Source organism: Streptomyces sp. NPDC088706, from assembly GCF_044752765.1.
In the GTDB taxonomy this organism is placed as follows: domain Bacteria; phylum Actinomycetota; class Actinomycetes; order Streptomycetales; family Streptomycetaceae; genus Streptomyces.
Map to the genome: position 1 here is coordinate 1086358 of NZ_JBIVLW010000001.1, position 24987 is coordinate 1111344.

The 24987-nt window shown below is 67.3% G+C and carries 25 protein-coding genes and 1 pseudogene; 9 read left to right on the forward strand and 17 right to left on the reverse strand.

Going from position 1 to position 24987, the window contains the following annotated elements:
* Positions 1-28: 28 nt before the first annotated feature.
* From ACIQAK_RS04855 to ACIQAK_RS04910, 12 genes are all read right to left on the reverse strand, one after another.
* Positions 29-643, reverse strand: a complete 615-nt coding sequence (locus ACIQAK_RS04855) for a pilus assembly protein TadG-related protein (RefSeq protein WP_366391070.1) — start codon at positions 641-643, stop codon at positions 29-31.
* Entirely contained in the window at positions 640-870 is a 231-nt protein-coding gene (locus ACIQAK_RS04860; RefSeq protein WP_366391069.1) for a hypothetical protein, read from the reverse strand. Before ACIQAK_RS04860 ends, ACIQAK_RS04855 begins: the two co-directional genes overlap by 4 nt.
* Positions 871-1077: 207 nt before the next feature.
* Positions 1078-1956 carry a response regulator transcription factor gene (locus tag ACIQAK_RS04865; RefSeq protein WP_366391068.1) on the reverse strand — a complete coding sequence of 293 codons (879 nt, stop codon included), beginning with the start codon at positions 1954-1956 and terminating at the stop codon, positions 1078-1080.
* 45 nt (positions 1957-2001) lie between these two features.
* A complete protein-coding gene (locus ACIQAK_RS04870) occupies positions 2002-3531 on the reverse strand; it encodes a histidine kinase (protein ID WP_366391067.1) in 1530 nt (509 codons plus the stop codon).
* A 224-nt stretch (positions 3532-3755) separates the two neighbouring features.
* Positions 3756-4643, reverse strand: a complete 888-nt coding sequence (locus ACIQAK_RS04875; RefSeq protein ID WP_366391066.1) for a DUF5936 domain-containing protein — start codon at positions 4641-4643, stop codon at positions 3756-3758.
* A gap of 32 nt (positions 4644-4675) precedes the next feature.
* On the reverse strand, positions 4676-5620 hold the full coding sequence (locus ACIQAK_RS04880; protein ID WP_366391065.1) for a type II secretion system F family protein: 945 nt from the start codon (positions 5618-5620) through the stop codon (positions 4676-4678).
* Positions 5621-5630: 10 nt separating this feature from the next.
* Complete coding sequence (locus ACIQAK_RS04885) at positions 5631-6968, reverse strand: CpaF family protein (protein WP_366391064.1); 1338 nt, start codon at positions 6966-6968, stop codon at positions 5631-5633.
* A 70-nt stretch (positions 6969-7038) separates the two neighbouring features.
* Complete coding sequence (locus ACIQAK_RS04890; protein WP_366391063.1) at positions 7039-7425, reverse strand: TadE/TadG family type IV pilus assembly protein; 387 nt, start codon at positions 7423-7425, stop codon at positions 7039-7041.
* A gap of 3 nt (positions 7426-7428) precedes the next feature.
* Positions 7429-7872, reverse strand: a complete 444-nt coding sequence (locus tag ACIQAK_RS04895) for a TadE family protein (protein WP_366391062.1) — start codon at positions 7870-7872, stop codon at positions 7429-7431.
* A 3-nt stretch (positions 7873-7875) separates the two neighbouring features.
* Entirely contained in the window at positions 7876-9174 is a 1299-nt protein-coding gene (locus ACIQAK_RS04900) for an AAA family ATPase (protein WP_366391061.1), read from the reverse strand.
* 7 nt (positions 9175-9181) lie between these two features.
* On the reverse strand, positions 9182-9895 hold the full coding sequence (cpaB, locus tag ACIQAK_RS04905; protein WP_366391060.1) for a Flp pilus assembly protein CpaB: 714 nt from the start codon (positions 9893-9895) through the stop codon (positions 9182-9184).
* Between the two features lie 103 nt (positions 9896-9998).
* Positions 9999-10865, reverse strand: coding sequence for a hypothetical protein (locus ACIQAK_RS04910; protein WP_366391059.1), 867 nt, complete (start codon positions 10863-10865; stop codon positions 9999-10001).
* Positions 10866-11505: 640 nt separating this feature from the next.
* Between ACIQAK_RS04910 and ACIQAK_RS04915 the strand changes: the two genes are divergently transcribed.
* The gene (locus ACIQAK_RS04915) at positions 11506-13236 is read left to right on the forward strand and encodes a glycoside hydrolase family 18 protein (protein WP_366391058.1); all 1731 of its coding nucleotides are present in this window, start codon (positions 11506-11508) and stop codon (positions 13234-13236) included.
* Between the two features lie 80 nt (positions 13237-13316).
* On the opposite strand, the pseudogene ACIQAK_RS04920 reads toward ACIQAK_RS04915, so the two are convergent.
* The 4 genes and pseudogenes from ACIQAK_RS04920 to ACIQAK_RS04935 form a co-directional block, all read right to left on the reverse strand.
* Positions 13317-13976: pseudogene (locus ACIQAK_RS04920) on the reverse strand (Nramp family divalent metal transporter); the annotation flags it as partial.
* Between the two features lie 320 nt (positions 13977-14296).
* Positions 14297-14683, reverse strand: a complete 387-nt coding sequence (locus ACIQAK_RS04925; protein WP_366391057.1) for a hypothetical protein — start codon at positions 14681-14683, stop codon at positions 14297-14299.
* 18 nt (positions 14684-14701) lie between these two features.
* The gene (locus tag ACIQAK_RS04930) at positions 14702-15133 is read right to left on the reverse strand and encodes a hypothetical protein (RefSeq protein ID WP_366391056.1); all 432 of its coding nucleotides are present in this window, start codon (positions 15131-15133) and stop codon (positions 14702-14704) included.
* A 637-nt stretch (positions 15134-15770) separates the two neighbouring features.
* Positions 15771-16001 carry a hypothetical protein gene (locus tag ACIQAK_RS04935; protein ID WP_366391054.1) on the reverse strand — a complete coding sequence of 77 codons (231 nt, stop codon included), beginning with the start codon at positions 15999-16001 and terminating at the stop codon, positions 15771-15773.
* A gap of 666 nt (positions 16002-16667) precedes the next feature.
* Between ACIQAK_RS04935 and ACIQAK_RS04940 the strand changes: the two genes are divergently transcribed.
* From ACIQAK_RS04940 to ACIQAK_RS04975, 8 genes are all read left to right on the forward strand, one after another.
* Positions 16668-17495, forward strand: coding sequence for a helix-turn-helix transcriptional regulator (locus ACIQAK_RS04940; protein ID WP_366391053.1), 828 nt, complete (start codon positions 16668-16670; stop codon positions 17493-17495).
* A complete protein-coding gene (locus tag ACIQAK_RS04945) occupies positions 17492-17707 on the forward strand; it encodes a DUF397 domain-containing protein (protein WP_366391052.1) in 216 nt (71 codons plus the stop codon). The genes ACIQAK_RS04940 and ACIQAK_RS04945 overlap by 4 nt, the downstream gene beginning before the upstream one ends.
* Positions 17708-17952: 245 nt before the next feature.
* Entirely contained in the window at positions 17953-18309 is a 357-nt protein-coding gene (locus ACIQAK_RS04950; RefSeq protein ID WP_366391051.1) for a hypothetical protein, read from the forward strand.
* Positions 18310-19514: 1205 nt separating this feature from the next.
* Positions 19515-19751, forward strand: a complete 237-nt coding sequence (locus ACIQAK_RS04955) for a hypothetical protein (protein WP_366391050.1) — start codon at positions 19515-19517, stop codon at positions 19749-19751.
* Positions 19748-19960, forward strand: a complete 213-nt coding sequence (locus tag ACIQAK_RS04960; protein ID WP_366391049.1) for a hypothetical protein — start codon at positions 19748-19750, stop codon at positions 19958-19960. The genes ACIQAK_RS04955 and ACIQAK_RS04960 overlap by 4 nt, the downstream gene beginning before the upstream one ends.
* A 216-nt stretch (positions 19961-20176) precedes the next feature.
* On the forward strand, positions 20177-21505 hold the full coding sequence (locus ACIQAK_RS04965) for an FtsK/SpoIIIE domain-containing protein (RefSeq protein ID WP_366391048.1): 1329 nt from the start codon (positions 20177-20179) through the stop codon (positions 21503-21505).
* Entirely contained in the window at positions 21498-21689 is a 192-nt protein-coding gene (locus ACIQAK_RS04970) for a hypothetical protein (protein ID WP_358358451.1), read from the forward strand. The genes ACIQAK_RS04965 and ACIQAK_RS04970 overlap by 8 nt, the downstream gene beginning before the upstream one ends.
* Positions 21690-21912: 223 nt before the next feature.
* Positions 21913-23334, forward strand: coding sequence for a replication initiator (locus ACIQAK_RS04975; RefSeq protein ID WP_366391047.1), 1422 nt, complete (start codon positions 21913-21915; stop codon positions 23332-23334).
* 156 nt (positions 23335-23490) lie between these two features.
* Here ACIQAK_RS04975 and ACIQAK_RS04980 read toward each other — a convergent pair whose 3' ends face one another.
* Positions 23491-24963, reverse strand: coding sequence for a recombinase family protein (locus ACIQAK_RS04980; protein WP_401847763.1), 1473 nt, complete (start codon positions 24961-24963; stop codon positions 23491-23493).
* Positions 24964-24987 lie beyond the last annotated feature (24 nt).

Consider the following 24987-nt stretch of genomic DNA (forward strand, 5'->3'; position numbering starts at 1 on the left):
GTCCGCTTCCTTCACTCGTTGTTCGTTGTCATCTGTCGACCAACCGCACATCGAACAGCGTCCTGCTCACCGTCTCCCACGGCTGGGGCTTACTCGGTGCGATCCGAAGCACTTCGCCGTTCTTGCATGTGAAAATGAAGAGGTCCTGGACGCCGTTACTGTCGAAATCCACAGCCTTCGGGCGCGGGCAGCTGAACTCGATGAGGGCTGTGGCCTCGGCCACGGCGAATCTCCGGTCCGTCCCGGGAATCACCGGCGAATCCACAGGCTTACGCCCCTCCACCTCCACGGTGACGCGATCACGCAGATAACCGTCATCCACCACGCAGGAGATCTCGTCCGCGTCATTGGCGTCCGCCAGCCGCTCCGCTTCATCGCAGCGGGAGGCGAACGGGGCATTGAGAAACACGTCCAGGGTGTTCCTGGGAAGCGACGCGAAGAAGCCCTGCCCAAAGGCCGAATGATCCCGGGCACTCTGGGCTGCGGCCAGTGCGGCAGCGTCTGCCGCGCCTTGAGAGCCGTTGCGCAGGGCCGATGCCTTGCCGACAGCGAAGAAGGCGAGCGCAAGGAAGAGCAGACCCGCCACCATCATGACGTAGATGGGGAAGGCCTGCCCTCGGTCCTTGCGAAGGGTCCCGATCACTTCGCGGTGATCGAGTTCACCAGGCCCTGAATGCGCGCGGAGATCGCACCGCCGATGCCCGTCGCCACGATCGCACCGATGATCGCCACGACCACCAGAATGATGCCCAGGTACTCGAACGCCGTCTGCCCCCGGTCCTTCGCCGCGTAACGCTTCCGGATGGTGCTGACGGCGGTGTCGGCCCAGCCGTTGACGCGGACGGCGGTCTTCAGGGTGAAGTTCGACATGGTGTTCCCCTCCTGGTTCGGCCGACCGCTTGCCGGCCGACTCGGGCGTTTCCGCGGTGCCGTTCCCGGTACCGGCTTCCTCCTGGCCGGTGCCGTTGGCGGCGACGTGAGAAACATAGGGGACAACCATCGCGCGGACAGAGGGTCCGTGGGCCCATTCCCGGGCCCAAAGGGATTTCTGGGCCCCCTCGTTCGGCCGCCGGTTGCTCATGGGTGCCGCCCGGGGGTCCGGGGTGCCGTGCCGAGCCAGCGGGCGATCGCCTCGCTGCGGCTGACGCTGTGGAGCTTGGTGAAGATGCGGTTGATGTGGTTCTTGACGGTCTTCTCGCTGATGAAGCAGGTGGCGGCGATCTGCTGATTACTCATTCCGGACGCAATCAGCTCCATGACCTCCACCTCCCTCGAACTCAGCCCGTGGCGTTGCCTGTTGGGGGGAAAGACCGACCCCCCGGTTACAGAAGACTGTCCCACAGGAGGTTGCAGTTGCGAAAGGCCTTCCGAAGGTTCGCGCTGGCGTGGGGGCGCGTGGGTGGGCGTCGTCGGGAGCGCCGCGCCCAGGCCGTCGGGCAGGGGGGACCGGCTGGGGGCCGTGCCGTGGCGCATGTGGGCCAGCAGGGCGTCGGCGGCCGTTGCGGTGAAGTTGGCCCGGCCGTCACGCGTGTCCCGTACCGCCTGCACCAGCTGGTCCGCCGTGAACTCGCCGTGCACCAGGTATCCGCCCGCGCCGAGGCGCAGGGCCTCGTGCACGATCTCGCTCTCGCGGCTGTACGTCAGCATGAGTACGGCGGCGATGCCCACCAGGTGCGGCAGCGCCGAGATGCCGTCCACTCCCGGCATGCGGACGTCCAGCAGAACCACGTCCGGGCGGTGGTGCAGCGTCTTCTCGTACGCCTCCCGGCCGTCCGCCGCCTCCGCGACGACCTGGATGTCGGCCCGGCCCGAGAGCAGGACGCCCAGACCCGCCCGCACCACGGGGTTGTCGTCGGCCACCACCACCCGGAGTCCCGCTGCGGCGGGCGCGGCGGGCAGGGTGGGGGGACCGGTCGCGGAGTGCGGGGGGCCTGGTTCGAAGCCGTCGTCCGGCATGCTGCGACCTCCTCTCTGGGTCGGGGAACAGGGGGATCAGGGGGATCAGGGGGATGGCAGGCGCGGGGTGGGGACGGCGCCGAGGGCCGGTGAGGGACCGGGGGCCGTAGAGGCGGTGAACGGGGGCGGCACCTCGGGCCCGGGCCCGGGTTCCGCCAGGGACCACGAGGGCTCGTCGGGCCCGGGTTCCGTTAGGGACCACAGGGGCTTCCCGGGCCTGTATTCCGCCGGGGACTCGGGCGGCTGCCCCGGCCCGTCCGCCTGCCCCGCCGCTCCCGCCCCGCCCGCCAGCGCCGCCAGCGGGAGTTCCACCCGTACCTCCGTCCCCCTCTCCGCCTTGCCCCGGCCGATCCGGATCCGGGCACCGATCGACGCCGCGCGCTCCACCATGCCCACCAGGCCGAAGTGGCCCGCCCGGCGCAGGCCTTCCAGGGTGGTGCCGGCGGGCAGGCCGCAGCCGTCGTCGTACACGCTGACGCGCAGCACGTCGCCCTTCACGCCGGCCAGGACGACCAAGTACGTGGGGTCCGCGTGGCGGTGCGCGTTCTCCAGGGCTTCCGAGGCGACCGTGAGGAGCTGGCGGGCCACCGCCTGCGGGACCGGCGGGACCACGGTCTCCTCGGCCAGGCGGCGGAACGTCGCCGTGACGCGGTGGCGGGCGGTGAAGTCCGCCGCCTGGGACTCCAGTTCGCCCATGAGGTCCACGCCGCCCTCCAGGCCCTGCTCCCTCCGCAGGTCCGTGAGCAGCTCCCGCGACTCGGCGGCGGCCCGGCGCGCGGCCCTGGCGACCAGTTCCGCCTGGTGCCTCACCGCGGCCGGGTCCATGCGGTCGGCCGAGCAGGCCAGGCCCTCGGCGGCCAGGGCCAGGCCGTGCAGGGTCTTGGCCACCGAATCGTGCATCTCCCGTGCCAGACGGGTGCGTTCGCCCTCCACCGCCTCGTTCACCGCCAGCCGTGCCCGGGTCTCGGTGAGCGCCTGGGTGGCCGTCCCGAACCGCAGGAGCAGGTTGCGCAGGGTGACCCCCACCGCCCCGGCGATCACGCAGAAGCCGGGCAGGAGCAGCCCCGTCGCGCCCCCCGCCTCCAGCTTCGGGACGCTCGCGTACACGCCGAAGACGATCACCACCTGGAGCGCCGCGAAGACCGCGGCGCCACGCCAGCCCTGGACCAGGCCGGCCAGCAGCGGGGTGCAGACCGTGACGTAGGCGAGGGTCGACTCGGGGGTCGCCGTGATCAGCAGCAGCGAGCCGAAGAGCGCGTCGACGGCCAGCAGCCAGGGGTGGCGCAGGAGGACCGGGCCGAAGCGTTCCCAGTCGCGGAACAGGACGTACGAGCCCATGAAGGTGACCAGGACCGCCGAGCCGATGAACCAGGTGGGCAGGCCGGGAGCGGTGTGGCCGATGGCGTACGGGGTCGCTATCGCGATCATCGCCAGGCGGAAGCCGAACACCTGCCGGCACATCGCCTGGAGGGCGTTGACCTGGATGGCGAAGGCCGGGCGGGCCGGGGTGTCGGTGTGCGCCCGGGTCAGGTCCGCGGTCAGACCGGGCCGGGAACCGCTCAGCTGGTATGCCATGCGCCTGTCACCTCCACCTCCGGTTCATTCCCCTTGAGGACCCGCTGGGCCGGCTGTGCCAGCTGTTTGCGCTGTGCCGGCTGTTCCCGCCGTTCCCGCCGTTCCCGCTGTGCCGACCGCTCCCGTTGTGCCGGCTGTTCCCGCTGTACCCGCTGTTTCCCTCGTACCCGCTGTTTCCGTCGTACCCGTCGCTTCCGTCGTCCCCACTCCGTCCGTCGTTCATGTCAGCCGCCCGTGAGGAACGAGAAGTCGACATCGGCCCCGTACACGAATCCCACCGTGAGGAGCACGAGCGTGCCGGGCAGCAGGAACGACGTCACCGCGAACGTCGCCTTGGGGACCGCCTTGGCCGCCTTGCGGCGGGCGTTCTGGGCGTCCGTGCGGCGCATGTCGTTGGCGATCTGGATGAGCGTCTCGACGATCGGCGCGCCGAGCTCCTCACCCTGCTGGAGCGTGGTGACGAACATCGCCACCTGCTCCGAGTCGTTGCGTCTGCGCAGCTCCTCGAAGGCCTGGCGGCGGCTGACGCCCATGTCCATCTGGCGCAGGGTGATGCGCAGTTCGTCGGACCAGGGGCCTTCGTACTTCTCCGCCACCCGGTCCAGCGCCTGGCGGAAGCCGAGTCCGGCGGAGACGACGACGGCGAGGACGTCCAGGAAGTCCGGCAGGGTGCGCTCGATGTGCTCGCGGCGCACCCGGATCGCCGACCAGATCCCCGCCTCCACCCAGAACAGGCCGAACGCGACCATGACGAGGGCCAGGAAGAGCTGGCCCCGGAGCAGCATGGAGAAGGCGCCCAGCAGGCCGAGCGCGCCGTAGACCGCTCGGCGGGCAGCGTAACGGTCGATGGTGAGGCCGCCCGGGTTTCCGGCCAGGTCGATCTGGCGGCGCTTCTTGTTGACCGCCTTGGGGCCCATCATCCGCAGCACCATGGGGGCCCAGCGGATGCCGAGCCGGTCGATACCGGAGCCCACCGCGCTGGTACGCGAAGAGCCGGATTCGAGCGCGACGGCGAGGTCGCCGGGGAGCTTGGCGTCGGCCCGGTACATCCGGACGCCGTGGATGGCCCCGTAGACGGCGAGTCCGACGACCAGGGCGAGCAGCAGGTCCATGTCCGTCCCTCTTCTTCCTGTTCTTCCCGGTGTCAGACGTCGATGCGGGACAGGCGGCGGATGACCACGAACCCGATCGCGTAGAGGACGAGGGCCACGACCACCGCGGCCTGGCCGATGAACGCGCCCGTCATCCGGTCCAGGGCGCCCGGCATGACCGCGTTCATCAGGAGCATCGCGCCGATGCCGAAGACCGGTACGGCGTAGGCGGTGACGGTGACCTGGGAGAGCTGGGTCTTGACCTCGCGGCGGGTCTCCTTGCGCTCCTCCAGCGTCTCGGTGAGGTTGCGCAGCGAGCTGACGACCGTGCCGCCGGCCCGGTTGGAGAGGACCAACGTGGTGACCAGGACGACGAGTTCGCGGGAGGGCAGCCGGTCGGTCAGCTCGCTCAGCGCCTCGTCCAGGGGTTCACCGACGGCCAGTCTCCGCCCCACCCTGGCCAGCTCCTCGCCCGCTGGGTCCTCCAGCTCCTCGGCGGCCATGGAGAGCGCGGTGCGCAGGGCCAGGCCCGCCTGGGTGGCGTTGGCCAGGATGCGGGAGAGCTCGGGGAGCTGGTTGATGAAGCGCTCGGTGCGCTTGGTCCGCTGCCAGTTCAGGAAGGCGTTGGTGCCCCAGAGGCCGATCAGCGCGGCGACCGGCCCGAAGAAGGCCGCGAGCAGGGAGGAGGCGATCATCCAGAGCCCGGCCATCGCGACGAGCGCGTAGACGAAGAACTCGCCGGGGGTGAGCTCCATGCCGGTCGCCGCGAGCTTCAGCTCCAGCTTCCGGCCCAGCGCGGTGGCCCGCAGCCGGCGGTCCAGGCCCTTGAACCGGCGGCGGCGGCCCGTCTCGGGGATCTGGCCGACGTGGGAGAGCCGTTCGACCAGGGCGTCGCGGTCGGCCTTGCCGCCGGAGTAGGCGTACAGGCCCATCACGCCGAGTACGCAGGCGACCAGGGTGACGCCGACGGTGACCAGGGGGAGGTTGACGTTGTCCATGGCTCGGTACCTAGTTGGCCTCTCGGGTGGCGAGCTGTTCGGCGCTCCGGGCGATGCCGAACGCCTGGGGGATGGGCTGGCTCGCCATGTAGAGACGGTCGGCGATCCTGCGGGGCAGCGGCAGGTACTGGAAGCGGCCGTGGATCCGGCCGTCGGAGGCCATCGGCTGCGCGTTGAACCGGGCCACCGTGACGATCCGGTACGGGTCGCGGCCGTGCGAGTCGAGCACCGCGATCTCGGTGACCTTCCTGGTGCCGTCGGCGTGCCGGGTGAGCTGGACGATGACGTCGACGGCGCTGTTGATCTGGTCGTGCAGCGCCTCGAAGGGGATCTCCACCTCGGACATCGAGGCCAGGGTCTGGAGCCTCATCAGCGCGTCCTCGGCGTTGTTGGCGTGCACGGTGGCGAGCGAGCCGTCGTGGCCGGTGGACATCGCCTGGAGCATGTCGAGCGACTCACCGCCGCGGACCTCACCGACGACGATGCGGTCGGGGCGCATACGCAGGGAGTTGCGGACCAGGTCGCGGATGGTGATCTGACCCTTGCCCTCCACGTTGGCCGGGCGGGACTCCAGCCGGATCACATGGCTCTGCTGGAGCTGGAGCTCGGCGGAATCCTCGATGGTGACGATGCGCTCGTTGTTCGGGATCAGGCCGGAGAGGGCGTTGAGGAGTGTCGTCTTGCCGGTGCCGGTGGCGCCCGAGACGATGATATTCAGCTTGGCCTGGACGAGACCGGCGAGCAGGATCAGCATCTGCTCGTCCAACGAGCCGAAGCCGATCATCTCCTGGAGCGTGAAGGAGCGCGGGAAGCGGCGGATGGTGAGCGTGGCGCCGGTCAGGGAGAGCGGCGGGATGATCACGTTGACACGTTCGCCACTGGGCAGCCGCGCGTCGACCATCGGATTCGACTCGTCCACGCGGCGGTTGACGGTGGACACGATGCGTTCGATGGTCTGCATCAGCTGCTCGTGCGAGCCGAAGCGCAGGGGCAGCTGCTCCACCTTGCCGCCGCGCTCGACGAAGATCTGGTCCGGGCCGTTCACCATGATCTCGGTGATCGACGCGTCCTCCAGGAGCGGTTCCAGGATGCCGAGGCCGAGCGCCTCGTCCACCACGCGCCGGATCAGCTGCGAGCGCTCCACGGTGGACAGGACCGGGCCCTCGCGGCTGATGATGTGGCCGAGTACGCGCTCCAGGCGGGCCCGCCGGTCGGCGGCGGCCAGCGAGGACATCTCCGCGAGGTCGATCTCCTCCAGCAGCTTGGCCCGGTAGGTGGCCACCATGTGGCTGTCCTCCCGGGCGCCGCCGTGTTCGTCCGGGGCGGTCATGCGTGCCCGCAGGCTCATCTGCCCAACTCTCCTCGGTGTCGCGGATGGTGCTGGTCCTTCGGCCGGTCGGCCCGTGCCGTGGGTGGCTCTATTCGCGCGGCATCGTGGCGCTCCTGGTCGCCACCCAGCCGTCCAGGCCGGGGACGACGGAGGGGACCTTGATCTCGACCGTGGCGGTGATGTCCCGCCCGCCGCTCTGGCGGTACCGGAACCCGCCGTCGCTCAGCCAGCCGCTCACCGCGCCCCGGGCCGCCGCCTGCGGGTCCCCGTGGGCGTCGTAGCTGGCCGCCGTACGGGCTCCGGCGCGGGCCGCCGTGCCCGCCTGGTTGGCGGCGTACGCGGCGAGGCCGAGCTGGAGGGCCCCCATCGCGACGAGGAGCAGCAGAGGGAGGAAGCCGAGGTACTCCAAGGCGACCTGGCCCCGATCCCGTCGCGCCTGCCGGGCCTTCGGCGATGCGTTCGCGGTTGACGTCATCACTCAGTCCTCCAGCGCCGATCCGGCTTCGCCGTCGATGTCGATGTCCAGGGCGAACAAGCCGGGCACCAGCACCGGGACCTTGAGCGTCACCGTCGCCTCGTACAGGTCCGAGCCCCGGCCGCAGTCCACCCGGGCCGCGCTCGACCAGGCGTTGGGCAGGTCCTCCAGCGCGCCCGCCCGGCAGGCGGCCTCCGCCCCGTACTCCGCCCCGCTCCCCTTGCGCGCGCCCACGTCCGCCGCGTTGCCCGCGAGGCTGAACGTGTAGCCGATCAGGGCGCACTCCCAGAGCACCAGCATGATCAGGATGATGAAGGGGGTCATGCCCAGGAATTCGACGGCGGTCTGCCCCCGGTCGTCCTCCCGCAGGCGTCGGGGCCTATCGGGCCCCCTGCGTTCCCGGGACCCGCGTAGGGAGTCGCGGGCCGTCCTCGTCGTGGTCGTCATGGCTCAACGTGTCCCCTCAGAGTCTGCGGGCCCGCCGCGCCGACGGCGCGGGCGTCCGATCGAGCCCTGGTCGTTCTTGAAGGTGCCGCTGTTCCTCCTGGCCAGGACGCCGCCCTTCTTGGGCGTGGCGCTCGGCTTGACGATGCCCAGTTCCCCGGCCAGGCCCCACAGGGCCTGCTTGACCGTGCTCCTGGCGTCCAGTTCGTGCAGGCGCCCGGAGTCGACGGCCGCCTGGAGCTCCTTGAAGTTGGCGGGAACCGCCGCGGCGGCGACCCGGGTGCCGGTGATCTTCTGGATCAGCGGCGGCTGGATCTCGGTGTTGCGGGTGAAGCGGTTGACGAGGGTGACGGTCTCCTCGGCCTTGCGGATCTGGAGCCGTTCCCACATCCGTACGACGCGTTTCGCGCCCCGCACCGCGACCACGTCGGGGGTCGTCACCAGCAGGGCGACGTCGGCCATTTCGATGGCGGCGGCGTTGGCCCCGTTCATCTGGCCGCCGCAGTCGATGACGACGATCTCGTACCGGGAGCGCAGGGCGCTGACGATCTGGCGGGAGGAGCGGTCGCTGACCTCCTCGCCGCGTTCGCCCTCGCCGGGGGCCAGCAGCAGGGCCAGGCCCGTGGAGTGGGAGAAGACGGCGTCGGCCAGGACCCGGGGCGAGATGTCGGTGATCAGGGCGAGGTCGACGAGGGAGCGCCGGAACTGTACGTCGAGGAAGGAGGCGATGTCACCGGTCTGGAGGTCCATGTCGACCAGTGCGACGGTGTGGCCGGACGCCTGGGCGGCCAGGGCCAGCTGGACGGCGGTGACGGTGGCGCCGACGCCGCCCTTGGCCCCGGTGACCGTGACGACCGTGCCGCCGGGGCCGGTGAAGACGTCGCCCGCGGAGGAGAGGTGGCGGCGGACGCCGGTGGACCACTGGGCCGCGGCCTGCACCCGGTTGGCGAGTTCCTCGTACCCCACCGGCAGGGTGACCAGGCCGCGGGCGCCGGAGTCCATCGCGTCGGCGAAGAGGTGGGGGCCGGCGTCGGTGGTGATCATGACGACCCCGACGGAGGGGAACCGCAGGGAAACCTCCCGGATCAGCTCCAGGGCCGGGACCGGGCCGATCCGCTCGTGCACCAGCACCACTTCGGGCAGCTCGTCGAGGGCCTCGCCGGCGAGACGGGCCAGGGTGTCGATGAGCTGCGTCGAGTCGCCGACCGGGCCGGCCGGTTCGGCGTCGGGGAGCTGGCTGAGCAGGGTGGTGACGGCGCGGGCCGCGTCGGGGTCGCCGATGGCCGGGAGGATTCTGGTGGTCATCCGATCCTCACTTGTCCTTGTCGAGCGTGTAGGTGCGGTCGCCCGGGCGGATGGTGCCGTCGCCGCCCGGGGCGACGAGGGCCAGACGTACGTGTTCCGCGAAGGACTCGGCGTACGCGATGCGCTGGGCGTCCAGCGTGTTCAGGGCGAAGGTGATCGGGACGGCCTCGGTGACCTGGCTGCGCCGGTCGTCGTTGTCCGGGTTGAGGGCGGTGAGCTTGCCGACCTCCAGCACCTTGGCGTTGGAGACGATGACCTTGGACTGGGCGGGGTCGCCGTTCTCCTGCTGCTCGCCGGCGAAGGTGGCGTAGATGTTGACCGTGGCGCCCGGGGTGATCTTTCCGGCCACGCCGGTGGCGGAGTCGATCATGATGGCGATCTCCTGCTCACCGGCGCGGAGTTCGGGTTTGCGCACCATCATGTCCGACTGGAGCAGTGAGCCGCCGCGCAGCTGGGTGACGGCGATCTTCCCCTCGACCTCCCGCAGGTCGGTCACGGCGTTCTCCGAGAGCCAGCGCTTGGGCATCGTGATCTTCTCGAACTGACCGCCGTGCAGGGCCGTATAGGGGGCCACCTCGGATTTCAGCTGGTAGGCGGTCACTTCGGGACCGACCTTGGAGTTCACGTCGCTGATCACCGAGAGCACGCCGGCGAAGGCACCGAAGGCGCACAGGACCGACAGGAGCAGGAGTATCACGCCGCGGCGCTGGCGGGAGTTCATGGGCCGGACAACCTCGTTCGGATCGGATGCGTGGGGCAGCGGACGGAGGGAGGTGCGGTGCGGCGGTACGGGCCGGGGGCCGGGCGGCCCGGACCGGGCGGGCCTAGGGGCTGGAGCGGTCGCCGGCTTCCCGTTGCAGGACACCGGTGGCCGGCCCGCGGTTCTCGGGGGCGGCGAGTGGTGCGGAACAGAAGGCGCAGCGGTCGCCGATGAGTTCCATCTCGCACCAGTGGCACTTCTCCCGCCGGACGGAGGCGACCAGCTGGTACAGCACGGAGATGTCCGGGAGGTGGGCGGCGAACTCCACCAGCTTTCCCGTGCCCCACCAGCGCGGGGAGTCGGCGGGGACGGCCGTCTCGTGTACGGCCTGGACCTGCCAGGCGGGCGCGAGGGTCTCCTGTACCCAGTCCGACCGCAACTGCCCCGCGGCGACGAGGAGATGCGTACGGAACGGCGGCCCGGCCAGCGGCTCGGCGGCCGGTCCCACCTTGATGAGCTGTGGTTCGGGGCCGGCCAGTACGGCGAACTGGGAGCCGGGGACCCAGGACTTGGCGTGGCTCTTGAGGCTGACCGGGACCCGGTCGAGCTTGGCGACGGAGTTGAGCAGGGCTCCCGCGTAGATGTAGTGCGACAGCAGCCGGGCGGCGGAGGCGACCACCCCGGGGCTGAAGTCGCAGATGGACAGCTGCCGCAGCTGGCGGACCAGTACGGCCACGCCGAGGGGCGGCAGATCCACCTTCACCAGGGCGATCCGGTCGCTCTCCAGGACCGAGCGGATGGAGTGGAGGCGTCTGACGTGCTCGGGCCGGATGCCGGAGGGGTACAGGGCGATCACGTATCCGTGCTGTTCGAGCAACAGGTGCATGTCGCCGATCGCCAGCTCCAGGGCCTGGGCTTCGGGGGCCTGGAGCAGGGCCGCGGTCGGTGTCTGCTGATCGGTGGGCGGCAGCACCAGATCTGCACTCGTCACTGCTATCGCGGTCGGCACGCTCTTCCCCGTTCGGCTCCGGCCGTCGTCGAGACGTCGGCCGCAATCGCTCCTGCTCCGTGCTCCTGTCTCAGCACTTTAGCCACGTCTCACCAGGCAGAGAACAGTTATCGGAGACCAGTGCGTCATCATCCGAACACCGTTCGTACGGGGGTCGGGTGCCAAAGGGGATGAAATCGATTCCGGTCAACTTCGGTGTCGCTGCGGAGCGTTACCGAACCAGCCATCCGGCATCCGGTCACGTTTCCCTTCCCGCACGTCAGGGCGGATACAGGAGCGTTCCGGACCATTTTCACCGACGGCTCCCGTCACGGTACGAAGACCTTCAGCAAGATCACCCGTGCGGGTAGCGGGGCACGGGCACCAGGTCACCTCCCGGCAAAGAAACTCCGGTCCGCGGCCCCGCCGGGCGCCCCGCGGACAGCGGCGCAGCCGCCCGCGAGCGCGGCCGTCCGACGAGTCGGGAGGCCCTTTCGCTGCCAGAGGTCTTGACAACTTGATTGGTCTGGACCAGTTTATCCGCCAGCGGTGGCCACCGTTCCTGCTCCACCCCGCACGGCCTTCCCCGTCCCCGTCGCCGTGCACCCCCGCCACGCACCACCAACTCCCCACGGAGGCTCCCGTGCAACGCTCCGCAGGCAGCAGAAGACGCAGAAGGCACAGCTCCCGCCCGGTCCTCGGCGGTGCCATGGCCATCATCGCGGCCGGTGCCCTGACCGTCACCGGACTCGTCTCCACCGCCCAGGCCGCCGACGTCAACAACGCCAAGAACGCGGGCTTCGAGTCGGGGCTCGCCAGCTGGTCCTGTTCCGGCGGCAGCGGCGCCACCGTCTCCACCCCCGTGCGCAGCGGCACGTCCGCGCTGAAGGCCACCCCGGCCGGCCAGGACAACGCCAAGTGCACGCAGACCGTGGCTGTGAAGCCCGACTCGACGTACGCGCTGAGCTCCTGGGTGCAGGGCGGTTACGCCTACCTCGGCGTGAGCGGCACCGGAACGACCGACACCTCCACCTGGACGCCGGGCTCCACCAGCTGGACCAAGCTGTCCACCACCTTCAAGACCGGCGCGAACACCACCTCGGTGACCGTCTACACCCACGGCTGGTACGGGCAGGCCGCCTACTTCGCCGACGACATCGAGGTGACGGGCCCCGACGGCGGTGGCGGCGGCGACGGCCCCGGTCCGGTCATCCCGGCGGCCCCCGCCGGTCTGGCCGCGGGCGCCACGACGACCTCCTCCGTCGCCCTGACGTGGAACGCGGTCTCGGGTGCCACGGGCTACACCGTGTACCGCGACGGCGTGAAGGCCACCACCTCCACCGGGAACTCGGCGACCGTCACGGGGCTGGCCTCCGACACGGCGTACCAGTTCTCGGTGAGCGCCACCAACGCGGCCGGCGAGTCGGTCAGGTCCGCCGCCGTCAGCGCCCGTACGGCCAAGCCCGGCTCCGGTGGCCCCGGCCCCGCCGTGCCCAAGCACGCGGTGACCGGCTACTGGCAGAACTTCAACAACGGCGCCACCGTCCAGAAGCTCACCGACGTCCCGGCCGACTACGACATCATCGCGGTCTCCTTCGCGGACGCCACGGCGACCCAGGGCGCGGTCACCTTCAAGCTGGACACCGCCGGCCTGGGCGGTTACACCGACGCCCAGTTCCGGGCGGACATCAAGACCAAGCAGGTGCAGGGCAAGAACGTCATCATCTCGATCGGCGGCGAGCTCGGCACGGTCCGGGTCGACAACGACGCCTCGGCCACCGCGTTCGCCAACTCGGTGTACGCCCTGATGCAGGACTACGGCTTCAACGGGGTCGACATCGACCTGGAGAACGGCCTCAACGCCACCTACATGACGAAGGCGCTGCGCCAGCTGTCGGCCAAGGCGGGCAGCGGGCTGGTCATCACGATGGCCCCGCAGACCATCGACATGCAGTCGACGTCGGGTGAGTACTTCAAGACGGCGCTCAACATCAAGGACATCCTGACCGTCGTCAACATGCAGTACTACAACAGTGGTTCGATGCTCGGCTGCGACGGCAAGGTCTACTCGCAGGGGTCGGTGGACTTCCTCACCGCACTCGCCTGCATCCAGCTGGAGGGCGGCCTCGACCCGTCCCAGGTCGGCATCGGTGTCCCGGCCTCCACCCGGGGCGCGGGCAGCGGTTATGTCGCCCCGTCGGTCGTGAACGCCGCGCTGGACTGCCTGACCAAGGGCACCAACTGCGGTTCCTTCAAGCCCTCGAAGACCTACCCGTCGCTCCGCGGCGCGATGACCTGGTCGACCAACTGGGACGCGACGGCCGGGTTCGCCTGGTCCAAGGCGGTCGGCCCGCACGTCCGCGGCCTGCCGTAACCCGTATCGCACAGCGATCCTCCGAACCTGCAGCGCCGCCGCTCCCCCGGCGGCGCTGCGGCGTTTCCAGGGCGCCGCGGTCACCAGGGCAGGTCGCGCACCTGCTGCACACAGAGCACGACGAACAGCAGCCCGGCCAGGGCCAGCATGCCGTTGCTGAGCCAGCCGTTGCGCCACTGACTCGGCGTACGGGAGGAGTTGAGCAGCCACAGCAGGGTGAGGGCGAGGAACGGCATGAAGAACGCGCCGAGCACCCCGTACGCGATGACCAGGCCGAACGGCTCGTCCAGCCAGAGCAGGGTCATCGGCGGGAAGGTCAGCCAGAGCAGGTAGGCGCGGAAGGGCAGCGACCGCTGCTGCCGGTCGACGACGGCCGGCCCCGCGTGCTCCTCCGCCGGGTCCGCCGGGGCGCGGAACCGCTCCACGAAGTCGGCGAACATCAGGCTCACCCCGTGCCAGACGCCGATCAGCGACGAGAACGACGTGGCGAAGAAACCGACCAGGAAGAGCTTCGCGGTGCCCGTGCCGAACCGGTCCTCCAGCACCTTGCCCAGGTCGATCAGTCCGCGGTCGCCGGAGGTGAGGGCGATCTGCGAGGCGTGCAGCAGTTCGGCGCCGACGATGAGCATGGCGACGACGAAGATCCCGGTGGTGATGTAGGCGACCCGGTTGTCCAGCCGCATCACCTTCATCCAGGAGGGGTTGCTCCACCCCTTGGCGTTGACCCAGTAGTTGTATGAAGGTTAACCACAGTGAAGAAAACACCAGGTCAGGCCCTACATGGTTAGGGCGAACGAGCGTGGACCTAGATGTCTGGATCGCTGAGGAGCTGGACAAGGCGCCTGCGCCTACCTCTGAGCAGAGAGGCGCGGTTGCATCGCTCTTGGGCACATCTGATGAGGGCAGGGCCTGACGAGAGACAGAAGGGGCCCCATCGGCGCTGTTGCGCTGGTGGGGCCCTCTTGTGTGTGGTCCGTCGAAGGTGGCGGGCTCGACGGAGGGGCGGCCTGCCTGCTTTTGGCCGGCTGTCCCGGTCTGGTCGCGGGTGATCTTCCTCGGGTTAGTTTCCGTCGCTCCGGGGGTGCCTGTGGCGGCGCTGAAATTCCCTCTCCAGTGCCAGGGCTTGCGCTTCCTTCAGTAGGTCCCTGACGTCCCAGCCGTGGGCGGCTGGGTGGTCTGCGAACAGCCCGCAGGCATCCTCTTTGTGGTTCTCGGTCTGGCACCAGTCCAGGGATGCGAGCCTGGCGGTTCGCTCGTTCCAGCGGGCCCAGACCGCCCGGTCGGGTCCGGTGGGGTCCTCGATGTTGATGAGGTCGGCGTGGTCTTCGTCGTGGCCCTCGCCAAGCTCACAGAAGGCGTCGTGGTCCTCCAGGCGCAGTGTGGGGGCGAAGAGAGCGACGACGTGGGCGGGGAAGTCCAGCCGTACGGCTGAGGTGCATCGGCGCATAGCTTGGTGAACCTCGTGTCAGGTGTCGTCGGTGTCGTCGGTGCGGTCCCGCAGCCCGGCTCGGAGTTCCTCCGCTAGTGCTTGGCGGAGAGGATCAGTCACGAAGAACGAGTGATCTCGGGGCCGGTGGTTGTAGAAGAAGATGCAGCGGCGGGTCAGGCCCGTGTGACGTTCGTGGAGTCTGGCCGGACACATGGGAAGCGCTTCGAGCCGGTAAATCCGGTGGGCGTCGGTACCCGTCCAGAGCAGCCAAAGGTCTTGATCGTCTCGCGTTTCACCTACGTATAGCTGCGAGGCATGCTCGGCGGTCTCGTCGTGCTCGGGAAGCTCGCAGAGCACGAACTCTTCTAAGAGAGCGTCCTCGGGGTGGACGGGGCCGCCCTCCAAGGTGGTCAGTGCGACGGCTGCTTCGGTGATCGGTGTGTTTGTAACGGCGGTGCATTGCAGCACGGTTGAGGGCTTTCCTGAGGTGTCGGGGCAGTGAAAGGCCCCGCCCATGTGCCATGGGGGCGGCACACGGACGGGGCCGGTCCGGGGAGGGTGAGAGCGGGGCTAGTCGTCGTCCTTCTTCGGGGGGTACACGAATCCCCGCGTGGGCCTGCTCTGCCTCTTTGGGGCAGGGCCGGGACTGGACGACGGGAACGTGGCTGCCAGGGCGGCCAACGCGTCCGCAGTGGCGTCCTTGCGGGTCTCCGGGTCGGCCTGGTCGAAGGTCTGTCCGGCTGCCACCGACAGGCAGCCGGACAGACTGTTTCCATCCGCCGTGGAACACGCCTTGCGGCCCCACAGCAGGTACTGCAACCCGCGTTGATCACTGGGGATCGAGCGGGCATACCTGCGAGTGCGGTAGATCGAACTACCGGCGCTTGCAGGGGCCTTGGGCGAGATTCACGTCTCGGGTTGCCCGGCGCCGCGCCGCGCTCCAGCCGTCCAGGATCCTGGCAAGGGTGCGCCTGTCGATGCCGTACTCCCGTGCGATCCTTCCTACGGACTCGTTCGCCGCAGCACGGTCGGTGATCTTGTCTCGATCGTTCAGGACGGCGCTCTCACGGTGGGCGTAGTCGGCCCGGGTCTCTCCCCTGCGCATCTATGTGGCCTCGATGGTGGATTCCGGGAACGGGGCCCCGGGGTACGTGTACGGGTAGGCGAAACCAGCGGCGGCCGAACTCAGAGCCTTCTGACGCTCCTGGCGCGGGTCCAACTCGTCGCCGTACGAAGTCCGGTCGAAGCAGCGGCGCCACTCGAACCGGGCTCGGAGAGGGTCCGAGGCGTGCGCCTGGCGAAGGTCTCCCGGAACGATCCTGAGGGGGATCGTCATGTCACGTTCATCGTCCGCCCAACGCTGGGCGACGGTCTCGCGGCTCGGTCCGGGCCAAGGCTCCAGCCACGGGCTCCGCAAGGTCTGCTGGAGGTCCCGCGCCCGGCTCGGGCTCGTGGTGTGGCGGTAGACGGCGTGGTGGCCGTTCCCCGGGGGGAGTATGAGCACCCATAACGCGCTCACCATCCTGACGATACGATCTTTCATAGGTCGGTCAGCTCCTCATAGCTGGTTGGCTTAGCCCTGGCTCGACCGGTGAAGCGGACGGGTCAGGGCGATTTGATGAACCATCAGGTCAAGCGCCATTGCTGGCGGCATACGCGCTGGCGAAGCTCGGCGAACACGCCCGCTTCGCTCGACTGCTGCTCTGCCCTGGTCTGTTTGCGCCATGGGCAGATGGGGGCGCCGCAGTCGCACGGCGGGTACTTCATCGGCGACTCGTACGGAGTCGTGTCCGCCGTTGTTGCAAAGAGCACTGAGGCGAACCGGTGTTCCAGTCCGCTGCTTGGGGTTGCTTGCGTCATTGCCTGTGCCTCACGGTCGTCCGTGGTGCCGTTCTGAGTACAGACTCGGCATTGTGACGGCGACGCAACAGAGGGCTAGGCTGGACCGTCTGAACTGTCCAGTTGGACAGGGCCAGTTGTCCAGCAGACGTTGGGGGCAGACGTGACCGTTGAAGCAGAGTCAAAAGATCAGGATGCGGCCGATACCCCGCTGACGTTCTTCGGCAATGAGGTCAAGGTGGAGCGGGAGCGGCACGGGATCAAGCGCGAGGCTTTGGCAGCTGAGGCGGCCTGCGGCTACTCCCTGGTCGCCAAGGTGGAGGCAGGAACGCGCTTGCCGCACTTAAGCTTCGCGCGAGCGTGTGACCGGATCTTCCCCGGGGCGGAAGGGCGCTTTCAGCGCCTCTACCCACTTGCCCTGAGATACGCCTTCCCGGGGTGGTTCCGGCCCTACCTCCAACTGGAGTGGAAAGCGAGCATCCTTCGCATGTTCCACCCCCAGCTCATGCCGGGGCTGGTCCAGACAGAGCGGTACGCGCGCGCGGTACTGCGAACGGATCGCCCACCGAACCTGGAAAGCCTGGTCACCGGCCGCATAGAGCGGCAGCAGATTCTAGAGCGCGAAACCGATCCTGCTTGCCTCTGGCTGATCCTGAATCAGTCGGCGCTGACCAACCAGGTAGGGGGTCGCGACGTGATGCGTGAGCAACTGGAGCACCTGTTAGTGCTCGCAGACACTCCCCGTCATCGCGTCCAGGTGGTGAAGGACGAAGGGAACCACCACGGCTACGCCTCGCCGTTCGGAATCCTGTCCTTCCCTGATGACGAAGACGTCGTCCATGTGGATGGCTTCCCTCGCGGATACGTTCTCGCGGAGCAGGACGACGTTCAGAGGGCGACGGATGCCTATGATCTCTTGATGGCTATGGCCGCTTCGCCCGATGCGTCGGCTGACCTCATCTCCTCCATCCTGAAGGGCCGTTATTCATGAACTCTCACCGACCGTGCCTGGTCATCCCTGCGGATGGGTGGCGTAGCAGCTCCTACAGCCAAGCGAACGGCGGTGAATGCGTCGAGTGGAACCCGGCTTGTGCCGCAGATGGCGTCATCCCGCTGAGGGACAGCAAGTGCCTAGACGGCTCTGTCTTGATGGTGAGCACGCGGGCGTTCGCGGGACTGGTGCAGCTCGCCAAGCTCGGCTAGCAGCCGCACTTCTACTAGCCCCACTGCCCTCTGAGGGTGGTGGGGCTCTTTGCTGCCCTGGTCCGGTTGAGGATCGCGACCGAGGGGCGGCCTGCCTGCTTTTGGCCGGCTGCCCCGGTCCACATAAACGATCTTGACATCCACTGCGGGAACGCCATTGACATTTGCAAACGCGAAGGAGCAAACTCTCTCTCATCCGGGGTCCACCTGCATGGTGACCCAAGAATCATCGAGAGGGTTTGCATATGAGTTTCCTGCGTTCGCGCCTCGGTCTTGCTGTGGCTGCGGTGCTGGCCGGTCTGATGGTGACGGTGGGGGGCGTGGCGGCTTCGGGCACGGCTGCGGCGGCGCCCTCGTCGTCGGCGGCCGAGTACAAGATCCCCAAGGGGTTGAAGACTCACAAGGTGACGGCGTCTGCCCTGCGGTTCCGGGCGGCTCCGGCCGGGTGGGTCAAGGGCCTTCTTTACCGGGGTGACCGTGTCTTCATCCGGGAGTCGTACGTCGGCTCCCCGTGGGTCAAGGTCGTCGTGGTCGGCAAGAGTCGGTCGGGCATCGCGCATGAGACGCGCGGGTGGGTGCACCGCTCCTACCTCAAGCGCTGACGACTGCGGTGGCGCGGTCTCCTCACTTCGAGGGGGCCGCGCCTTCGCCGTGTCCGGGGCACGGAGGGGCGGCCTGCCTGCTTTTGGCCGGCTGGCCCGTCACACCCGTAGATGATCTTGCTCTGGTGGGGTGACGGGGAGCTGTCGAGCGCCGGGCATGGGCAAAGTGGAGGGCGGCGACAGGCTTTGGGCGGGAGCTGCGATGGGGCGAGAGATCGCGGGCCTTACGCTCGCCAGGCGAATCGGGCGGGTGGTGAACCTGCCCGTGGTTGCGTCCGATTGGCCCGCGATCTTAGAGGCTCGCCCCATCGTGGCTGCCTAAAGCCTGTCGCCGCCCTCCACCCCGGGCCACCCTGGAATGAACCTAGGTGAAAGGAAGATCAACTGTGGTGCGTCGTAAGAAGGTTGGGGCGGGCATCCGCACGAAGGGGCGCGGCACGGTCTACGTCCTGGAGGACGCGAACGGGCATCAGTGGGTCCAGTGCACGGGGTGCCGACTGGACCGGTACACCCCCGGCCTCAGTCCGGCGCGGGCGACGGCGCGGCAACATGCAGGGACGTGTACAGCCTGACGCCTCGTCAGAAGCGTTCAACATCGCCGATCATCGGCTCGGTTGCGTGCGGGCGGTGGGCCTCGGTCGGGACCGGCGTCAGCCGCAGCCCGGCCGTTGGGCCCACCGCCCGCACGCTGTGCGGGCCTTGATTGAGTAGAGAAAAGTTGGACCGCTCGACCTCGCCCCGGTGGCGGTATGGCGGGCAAGGTCCTCTTTGAGCCAAACAGACCACGCGGTCGCTTTGTGTTGCGGCTGGTGCGGGTGTGGTTCGAGTGCGCGAGGAGTCACCAGGGGGTGACGGGACTCCCGTTGCCGGTCACCAATCGGGCGGTCCCGTCACGGTGCGTCAGTGCACTGCTCGCGGGTCGTGGCGCGTTCGGTGGCTTGAATCTGCGCCTCTCTGGCATATTCCGTGTAATTGCTCTTGCAAATCACTATGGGTACACGCAAGCTTTGGGATCCGGGCAAAGGATGCACCCTAGGCCATTCCTGACGCCCTATCAGAGATCATCTGCGAAGGGACCCAATATGCAGCGAATACCAGTGGATGTGGCTCGGCTCGGGTCACTCATGTGTGTTGTCCCGCCTGAGCCTCGCGTGAATCAGGAAACGGGCCAGATACGCACGGACGCTGACGGCACGGAAACCTGGGTGGTCGGCGTCTCGGTCCGGCAGCTCGACCGGCGACGGGCCGACGTGATCGAGGTGACCGTCAGCGGCGAGCCGAAAGGCATCACGGAGGGCATGAGGGTCATCCTCAACGACCTGATGGCCGTGGCCTGGGAGATCGACGGCAGGAAGGGAACAAGCTTCCGCGCCTCGGCAGTCCTTCCCGGGGCGGCTCCCGTGACCCCTCCGGCTAAGCAGAGAGGGGGCGGGGAGTCGTGAGCGGCATACCGGAGAAGGAATGGGACTGGGTGGCCTTCCTGGACGCTGTGACCGGCATTGCGGCCATAGCCAGAATCCTTGATCAAGTTCCGATGAGTGACGCCACGCGCATGGTCTGCCTGGAACGCCTCGCGGCCGATTCCCGGGATTCTCTGCGCCTGGCGGACGTGTTGGTGACGCGCGCGAAAAGGGGTGATCAGTGGTGGTAGCGAATGATGAGGTTGCGCGTTTGCTCATGCGTGATCTTCGAGTGCTAGCCGGGTGTGACGCTCTCCTTACGGCTCTGGACGGTGGCCCGATGGTGGTGCAGCTCCTCGCCCTGGTGGAGGTCCGGGCGGCCTCGGCCTCCGACCACGCCCGCATCATGCTGATGGACCATCAGATTCGGTCCGGGCAGACCGATTCACGTCGGCAGGGTAGTTGAGATGCCCTGGGAGCTGATCATCTGGATTCTGTCCGTCCTGCTCTGCCTGGTTCTCCTCACTCAGCGGTGGTGGGAACCCAAGTTGGCCAAGCAGGGGGCACGGCTGGGCGGCGGGTCGTGGCGGTGGTACCTGCTCGGGTATCCGGTCGCCCTGGTCCGCGTACCGCTCACGTGGCGCAAGGTCTGCCGGGTCCTGGATCTGGACATCCCCCGGCGCCCCCGGTACTCGATGATGAACCGCGACACGATGATCGCGGGGACGGCTGTGCGCGGCCTTCCACCTCGCCTGGGCCTGCCTCGCGTCACCCGGTTCGGGTTCGTCGTCCGGGTTCACCTGCATCCGGGCCAGACTCCTGCCGCGTTCATCGCTGCCTCTGACGCGCTCGTGCACGCCTGGCGGGTCCATCAGGTGCGGGTGACCTCTCCTCGGCGCGGGATGGTCGACGTGGTCGCCACGGGCTATGACCCGCTGGCGCGTGTCGAGTCCTGGCCGACCCTGCCGACGCCTCGACTGCTGGCGGCCACCCTCGGCAAGGCTGATGACGGCTCGTACTGGACGGTGGACCTGCGCACGTCCCCGCACTGGCTGGTCACCGGGGCAACGCAATCGGGCAAGTCCACCTTGCTCGCGGCCTGGCTCACCGAGCTGGGCTCGCAGCCGGTCATCCTCGTCGGGATCGACCTCAAAGGCGGGATGGAACTCGGCCTCTATGAGAAGCGGCTGGCGGCGCTGGCGACCGACCGAGAGGAAGCTCGCCGGCTCCTAACGGCCCTGGTCACAGAGCTGATGGGACGCATGGCGACCTGTCGCGCTGCGGGCGCCCGATCTATCTGGGATCTCCCGGAGGGGGTCCGGCCTGACCCGGTGGTCCTGGTCGTGGATGAGGTCGCGGAACTCTTCCTCGTCGCCTCCCTGGCGGGCCGCAAAGAGGTGGTGGAGTGCGCAACCCTCCTCCTGCGGGTGGCGCAGCTCGGAGCCGCGCTCGGGGTGCACCTCATCCTGGCGGGGCAGCGCTTCGGCTCGGACCTGGGCCCCGGTGCGACCGCCATCCGGTCCCAACTGGGGGGCCGCATCTGCCATCGCGTCCACGACGAACAGACGGCCGTGATGACCCTCGGGGACCTGGCGCCGGACGCGGTGGCGGTGGCCCAATCGATCACTGAGGACGAGAAGGGCGTAGCGGTCACCGCCCTGGAGGGCCAGTGGATGCGGGTGCGCTCACGCCTCGTGACCCCGGATGCGCTCCGCACTCACGCCGACCTGACGGCCCATCACGTCGCTGCCCCCTTCCTCGACCGGATACCTGACGGCGGTGGCGACGATGACTGAGGCAGCAGCCCTTCCGCTGGTGGTCTTCTTCGGAGTGGTAACGGTGCTCCTCGTCCGCTCACGAGAGGTGAATTGGTGGGTGGCGGTATTGATCTTTCTGTTCGGCCTCTACGTCGGCCAGACCCCGGCAGTCTTCATGATCTCCGAATTCGTCAACTGGATATTCGGGCGCCTGACCGCATGAGGTGATCCCATGCCCCACCGTTACATCCGCTGCGCCTTCTGCCTCCGGGCCCGGTACCGGACATCAAGCGGAAAATTCCGCCGCTGCATCTGCTGCCGGAAAAGCAACAGAATCAAGTAACCCGTACGACGATCTAGTCACCTGGAGAGACCGTAATGCCCACCATCGCGCTTGACCCCGGATTCCCTGACACCTCATTGACCCCGAACGAAAGGGCCCCGCCGTGACCTTCGGCATTGCTGCACTCGTCAAGAAACGGCACTCCTCCCAAAAAGCACGGGAGGAGTGCCGACGCATTCTTACCGACACCGAACGCGATCTCATCCGCCTCGCCAATGAGCCACAATTCGATCGCTGGCGATCCCAAGTTGAGCGTACAGGCGGCTGCGAAAACCCGATCTATCTATCGGGCTGGTCCACCCGGTACGACCGCAAGGGGCATCCTGCCTCCCACTACGACACGGCCGGAGAGCCTGGCGGACGCGTCGCTGTTCGCTGCGGAAACCGCAGGAAGTCCCAATGCGAGCCCTGCTCGTACCTTCACTCCGGAGACTCGTATCAGATCATCCGCACGGGGATAGGCGGCGGGAAAGGCACCCCTGAAACAGTGACCGGTCACCCGCGAGTATTCGTCACCCTCACCGCTCCCTCATTCGGGGCCGTGCACCGCGCCGGCTCTGGGCCCTGCCGGAATTCCGCTCCACAAAAAGTGTGTCCGCATGGGCGTCCCTTGGGGTGCTCACTGCGGCACGCGGAAGGCGATGAGCGGATCGGCTCTGCACTATGCCATGAATGCTACGACTACAGCGGACACGTTCTCTGGCACGCGCACGCGGGGGAGCTCTGGAACCGAACCGTTCGCAACATCAGGCGCTCTATTGCAGATGCGGCAGGGCTGAAGCGGAACGAACTGGCCGAACATGTCCGGCTCACCTTTGCGAAAGTGGCTGAGTACCAAAAGCGGGGGGCCGTTCACTTTCACGCCGTGATGCGCCTGGACGGCCCCTCGGGCCCTTCGGCGCATCCTCCGGCCTGGGCGACTGCGGAACTCCTGGAGCGGGCCGTCAAGGGTGCCAGAGCATCCACCACGGTCCCCCTGCGGGCCTCCTCGGCTATAGGGCACCGGGTGTTCACGTGGGGGCGTCAGATCGACGTACGAGACCTCAGCGGTTCGGCTGGTGGGGACGTGACTCCGGAGACTGTGGCGGCTTACCTGGCCAAATATGTAAGCAAGAGCGTTGGTGATGCCGGGGGAGTGGACAGCCGGATTCGAGGCTATGAGGAAATCCGCTGTGCCTCCGCCTCCCCACACATTCGCGCTCTGATGGGGGCCTGCTGGCGGCTGGGCTCGTTGGCCGAATTCTCAGAGCTGCGCCTGAGGGCGTGGGCTCACACTCTCGGGTTTCGCGGTCACGTCCTTACCAAGTCTCCGGCCTTCTCCACCACCTATGGACGCCTACGTGAGATACGTGCCGAGTATGCCAGGGCCAAGGCGGGTGAATCGCTGACACTGGGCGGAGTTCTCAAGCTCTCTGTATGGCGCTACGTCGGACGCGGATACACCCATGGAGAGAAAGAAGTCGCAACGGGAGTCAGAGAGGATCTAGAGGAAAACCGAAGGATGCGACGCTGGGGTCTCGAATGAATAATGGCCAGCGCATCGGAAGGGTCCGTGATTTAAGTGGTGACACTCTGAGGGAAACAGAGAAACCCCCCAAGGCTGCCTCGGGGGGCTGGGCGGGAAAGGCTAGCCTATCTCTGGAAGACTGGGTCACCGCTGAACTTGAAAGAGCGCCCGCCCCTACGCAGGAACAGTATCTGCGGATTGCGAATCTACTCGACTTGCATGTTCCTTCTCAGCGACAGCCTTCTTCCATGAAACCCTGAGGAGCGTTGGATCGAACGGCGCCTTCTTGTCTCTCCCTTCCGGTAGCGGCATGACGATTACCGCCGCGATGACCTCGCCGATTAGCTGCCTCTTCTGCGCTAAATCCGTTTCGTTCCACTTTTCATGACTCCAGCCTCGCAACAAGTTTCGCTTGGCTTCCGCCCTCAGGTGTTCATCACGTTCTGATTCCAGTTCACGAATTTTCTGGTTTAGCTGATTCAGCAAATCATGGATGTCCGACCATTCGGCGGTCCCGTCCGCGACGGACTGCTTCATATCGCGCCGTTGCTTTACAGCTTTCTTCAGCTCCGCCGCTCGACCCCAAGGAACGACTTTTTCCTCGGTGCCGGAGAAATGTTTGTCCATGTAGGCAAGGAGGAGCCCAGTCAAGTATTTATCCACGGGTTCACTGCGGCGACCAATCCCTTTGCAATTTACGTCATCGCAACGGTATATGTCGCCGTATTTTTCATTCTTGCCGCTGGACCTATTCCCAACCAAGCCAGAAAAGCAAGGCTCATCCAGCTTGTTGAGCCTGCCGCACTTGGTAAAGCCAGACCAGAGGTAGGAGCGAGTCCTTATCGGTTCCTGGGACTTATCTGGGGAAGAAGTCTTCTTCATCCCCCGGTGCATGTTTTCACTTTGCACGCCAGTCATAATTGTTAGCCACGTCTCGTACCCCACTCCGTCCTTCTCGACCGTGGCGTGTTCCCATACGCCGATTACGGGTTCGTCAGTCCGAGGGTCTAAAACCAAAGCTCCGTTAAGGATGCGACCTCCCCACCACGCGGGGTTAGCCACCAGATATCGCACAGTCTCCGGAGTGAAATAATTTCCCCGTACACTCCTCAAGCCAAGTGCGTTAGCCTCCTCCGCGATGCTGTACCAGGATTTCCCTTTAGCCCGCTTCTTGATCATTTCTATTAGGTGGGGCCACTCTTTTTCGTCGATTTCTTCATTGCTCAACCTGTAAGGGTTTTTCGATGCCCCGAGCCAACCAAAGCGCCTTGCCGATCCGAAAACCTTGCCTTCTATTGCCCTGTCTACTGCGTTTCTGGTGGTGCGCTCCCGGATGTCCCGGACTTCGGATTCTCCGGTTCCTGATGTGACGAGTCCACCCATTATGTCTCCGTCATCATTCACGAAATCCAGTTGCCTTTTCCCCTCAATGAATACCCCGTTCCCCACTTCTACCAAGGAATCCTGCAAAGCTACGAAATCCCGGGGAAGTCGATAAACCCTCTTCTTTTCCACGGCGATGCATCCCCGCAGAGGGATTCCGGTATCTCCCTCTCGACCCCTGCTGATATCTTTAAGCATCTGGATGAAAGCGGGGCGCTTCACTTCCCGTTTTGCTGCGGTCAGGTTGTTGTCTTCGTAGTGCATTACCACTGCACAGTTGCGCGTACC